Source organism: Microbispora sp. NPDC049633, from assembly GCF_040675265.1.
Taxonomy (GTDB): domain Bacteria; phylum Actinomycetota; class Actinomycetes; order Streptosporangiales; family Streptosporangiaceae; genus Microbispora; species Microbispora maris.
The window spans coordinates 1-4,361 of the sequence record NZ_JBFAOO010000340.1; the positions used below are offsets into that span (position 1 = coordinate 1).

At 74.7% G+C, this 4,361-nt stretch carries 3 protein-coding genes; 2 read left to right on the forward strand and 1 reads right to left on the reverse strand.

Annotated elements, in window-relative coordinates:
* Both AB0J39_RS38370 and AB0J39_RS38375 read left to right on the forward strand, forming a co-directional pair.
* Positions 1–407: PfkB family carbohydrate kinase (locus AB0J39_RS38370; RefSeq protein WP_363473961.1), on the forward strand; the 407-nt coding region annotated here is incomplete at its 5' end.
* A gap of 227 nt (positions 408–634) precedes the next feature.
* Positions 635–1,114 carry a hypothetical protein gene (locus AB0J39_RS38375; protein WP_363473963.1) on the forward strand — a complete coding sequence of 160 codons (480 nt, stop codon included), beginning with the start codon at positions 635–637 and terminating at the stop codon, positions 1,112–1,114.
* 24 nt (positions 1,115–1,138) lie between these two features.
* On the opposite strand, the gene AB0J39_RS38380 is transcribed toward AB0J39_RS38375, so the two are convergent.
* Positions 1,139–4,361: WD40 repeat domain-containing protein (locus AB0J39_RS38380; RefSeq protein ID WP_363473965.1), on the reverse strand; the 3,223-nt coding region annotated here is incomplete at its 5' end.

Here is a 4,361-nt window from a genome sequence, read left to right on the forward strand (position 1 = left end):
TGCGCCCGCTGCTGCCGTACGTCACGGTGCTGATCGCGTCCGACGACGAGCTGGACCTGGTGGCGGACGGCGACGGCGAACGCGACCGCGTGGCGGCCCTGCTGGACGCCGGCGTGGAGGAGGTCGTCGTCAAGCGGGGCGCGGCGGGCGCGAGCTACCACGACGCGCGGACCTCGTTCGACGTCCCGGCTCGTACGGTGCCCGTGGTGGACGTCGTCGGCGCGGGCGACGCGTTCACCGCCGGATACCTGTCCGGGCGGCTCGACGGGCTCGACGCGTACGGCCGGCTCGAACGGGCGACCCTGCTCGGCGCCGCCTCCGTGGCCTGCTCCGGGGACTGGGAAGGGCTGCCCGCCCGGGCGGAGCTGCCCGCCCTGGCCCTGCCGGAAGGGGAGCCGCTGCGCTGACTCGTGACGTGGCGCCCGCGTGAAGGAACCTCAGGCGGCCCACGACCGTATGGAGAACGACATCGCGGCGGTCCCGGACGTGGACGCGGAGCCGGTCGGGCAGCACCCCTGCCGCCGGTACGGACGACGTTCGCAGGCCGGGAGCCGCCGCAGCGTTTTCGACGGGGGCCCCGCCGTCCTCCCGCGCAGGCGGGGACGGGCCGCGGGCTCCCCACGAGGAGGTCGGTGTGGTGATCAGACGGGGCCTGTGCGCCCTGAGCGCACTCGTCGCGGCCGCCGGATGCGCGGCGGGTGGTCAGGCCCCCGAGGCCCGGGACGCCGGGCGGCCGTCGGGCTCGTGCGCGTCCGAGATCAGCCGGGACGCGCTGCCGGCCTGGGCGCGCGCGGGCTTCAGCGACGACGGATCGGGGATTCCGCACGTGTTCGGCGAGCGTGGCGACATACTCGCCGTGCTGTTCGAGTATCCGCCGAAGGCGTCGTCCGATCCCGACGAAAGCAACAAGATCCTGTGGGTCTCGCGACTGCCGCAGCAGCCGATGCGGCCGCTGACGATCGAGGCGCGTCTCGACGGGACGACGACCTCGGTGACCCGCGAGATCACGGGAGGCGCCGGGCCCTCGTCGGTCAGCCTGCCCACGCCCGGCTGCTGGCGCCTGACCTTGAACTGGTCGGGACACACCGACGCCATGGCGCTCACGTTCGTCTGACCGCGCGCTCTTGCCGGCACCTGGTCAGCACGTCGGGCGGTAGTCCAGCGCGGGGAAGTAGGCGGTCCACTCCGCGCGGGTGAGGCCGCGGCCGATCTCCGCGCAGAGCCGCCCGACGAGCGCTTCGGGCCGGAGCCCCCAGCGGATGATCCTGCCGTCCTCGCCACCGGAGATCAGGTCTCCGTCGGCGGTGAAGGCCAGGCCCCTGATCGGAGCCGTGTGACCGGTCAGCGTGGCCGATGGCCGCATCGTCCGGAGGTCCCATACGACGATCGTGCGGTCGTCCCCCGCGGACGCGAGCGAACGGCCGTCCCGGCTGAAGGCGAGGACCTGGATCGGGGCCGTGTGGCCGGTCAGCGTGCCACGGCCCGCCCCGGTCCGCGTGTCCCAGAGCTTGACGGTGCGGTCGGCGCCCGCCGTGGCGATCGACGTGCCGTCCGGGCCGAAGGCGACGTCGAGCACCGAGCCCTGTCCGGTCCTGAGGGCGCGTACCTCCCGGTCCCGGGCCAGATCCCAGACGACGAGGTCGCCGGCGGGGCCGGTCGTGGCGAGCAGCGGCTCGCGAGGGCTGAACGCCAGCGCCGAGACGAGGTATCCGCCCGGGAACGGCGCCTCGACCGGCTTTCCCGGATCGCTGACGTCCCAGCGGAACCGGCCGAGCGCGGTGGCGACGAGAAAGCGCCCGCGCGGATCGAAGGCGACGTCGGTGGACGCGCCGAGCCCCTGATAGGCGGCCGCGCCGAGTTTGCGTCCGCTGCCGGCGTCCCAGAGGGTGAGCGTGTGACTGCGGGTGACGGTCGCGAGCCGGCGCCCGTCCGGGCTGAAGGCGACGGCCCGCACATGGTCGGGATGGTCGCCGATCGTGGCGACCGGATTCCCCCGCGCGTCCCACAGCCGGACGGTCCTGTCGCTGCTCGCCGACGCCACGAGCCGGCCGTCCGGGCTGATCTCGATGTCGTTCACGGCCTGGCTGTGTCCGCTGAACGGGGGAACGGCGCGCTCGCGGACCACGATGGTCCGGCCGAGCCCGCCCGAGGCGATCGAGCCGTCGGCGCTCAGGGCGAGGGACAGCGTCTCCGTGCGGCTTCTGTCCTGGTAGGTCTCGACGGGCTGCCGTCGCGCCACGTCCCAGATCGTGATCAGGCCGTCCTCGTCGGCGACGGCGATCCGGCCGCCGACCGGAGCGGACATGTCCCAGGTGTACGGCGACCTCTTCGGCAGCCCAGGCAGTCGAGTCACCCGGTCGTGCGCGATCCGCCAGAACCGCACGCCGTAGTGCGACGATCCCGTGGCGAGGATCCCGCCGGCGGGATCGAAGCCCAGCCTGTGGACGTTCACGGCGTCGAGCGCCGCGACCTTCGCCCCCGAGGAGACGTCCCACACGAGGGGGTTCTCGGTTCCGCCCGTGGCCGACACCAGGAACGCCTGGTCGGGGCTGAAGGCGAGAGCCACGACCTCCTCCCGGTGTCCCTTGAGCGCGCGCATGCTCCCGTCGCGCAGGTCCCACAGCTCGACCACGCCCGCGCCGGCCCCGACCGCGATCCTCGTGCCGTCGGGGCTCAGCGCCATCGCGTCGGTGAGCCTGTCCCGTTGCCGCAGGAACACGGGCCTGCGGGAGGCCACGTCCCAGACCACGGCCACGCCCCTGCTCGATCCGAGCGCGGCGTCCCTGACCACGGAGGCGAGCAGCCTGCCGTCGCGGCTGAACGCCGCCGCCCTGGCGTGGATCTCCCCCGGTTCCGTGCGCGTCAGAGGACCGGGGAACGTGGCGACCCGCTCGCGGGCCCGCACGTCCCAGAGGCCGACGGCTCCGTCGGTGCCGGCCGAGGCCAGGCGCGACCCGTCCGGGCTGAACGCCAGCCCGAAGATCGCCGGCCCTTCCTGGTTGAGCTCGGTGCGGCGGCGCGCGGCGGCCGACACGCTCAGCAGCGCGCCCCGCGTCTCGGGCTCGGGGTCGAGCCGGAACGCCGCGATCGCCAGCAGGCCGGCGAGGTCGGGGTCGGTGCCGAGTAGCGACCGGGCCTGCAGGGACTGCTGCCGCGACAGGGCGACCAGTCGCTGGTGGGCGGCCTCGCCGCCCTGCCGTACTGCCACGCCGCCGCCGAGCAGGGCGAGCAGGAAGAGCACGGCCATCCCGGCCAGGAGGCGTTGCAGCAGCCGGGTGCGGCGCCTCGCCGCCATGCGCTCGCTCTCCTCCAGCGCGCGGCTGGCCCGCAGGAAGGCGCTTTCCGTGTCGTTGAGCTCCTGCGGGCGGTCCTCCGCCCAGGTCCGGGCGGCGAGCAGCTGGGCGCCCCGATACAGGGCCCCCTGGTCGCGGTCCAGCTCCCGCCACAACTGCGCGGCGTCGGTGAGCCTCCGGTGGACGAACAGGTTCTCGCGGTCGTCGGTGAGCCAGTGATGGAGCCGCGGCCAGGCCCTGATCAGCGCCTCGTGTGCCACGTCGACCGTCTCCTCCGCGAGGACGACGAGTCGCGCGGCGGCGAGCCGGTCGAGCACGCGTGCGGTGACGCCGGGGTCGGCCACGCCGACGAGCTCCGCCCGGGAGATGGGGCGCCTGGTGTCCTCGGTGCCGTCTCCCAGCGCGGTCAGCCGCAGGAAGATCCTTCGCGCCGCCTGCCGCTCCGGCGGGGCGAACTCGCCGTAGACCCGTTCCGCGCTCTGCGCGATCGCGCCGCGTACGCCGCCGGCGGCCTGGTAGGCCGGCAGCGTGAGCCTCGGTCCTGTGGCGTTCCGCCAGGTCTCCAGCAGCGCGTGCGAGACCAGCGGCAGGCTGCCCGGCTCCTCGGCGGCGTCGGCCAGCACCGTGGCCAGCAGGTCGGGTGCCACGGTGAGCCCCGCCCGGGCGGCGGGCCGTACGACGATCTCCCGCAGGTCCGGCGACGACACCGGCCCGACGAGCATCTGCGCCTCGCCGCCGAGCGCCTCGACCAGGGCGGGGTGCTGGGTCAGGTGGGCGAGGAAGTCGGCGCGCACGCCGAGCACGAGGACGACGCGGCCCGCGTCGAGGGCGACGCCGAGGAGGGCCTCGACGAACCGGCGGCGCTCCGCGTCGTCGGCGCAGAGCGTGAAGATCTCCTCGAACTGGTCGACCACCAGCAGCGGGCGGGCCTGCGGCGCCCCGCCCGGCACGACACCCGGTGCGGCGTCCAGTGCGACGGCAGGTGCGGCGTCCAGTGCGACGGCAGGTGCGGCGTCCAGTGCGACGGCAGGTGCTGCGGCAGGTGCGGCGTCCAGTGCGACGGCCAGG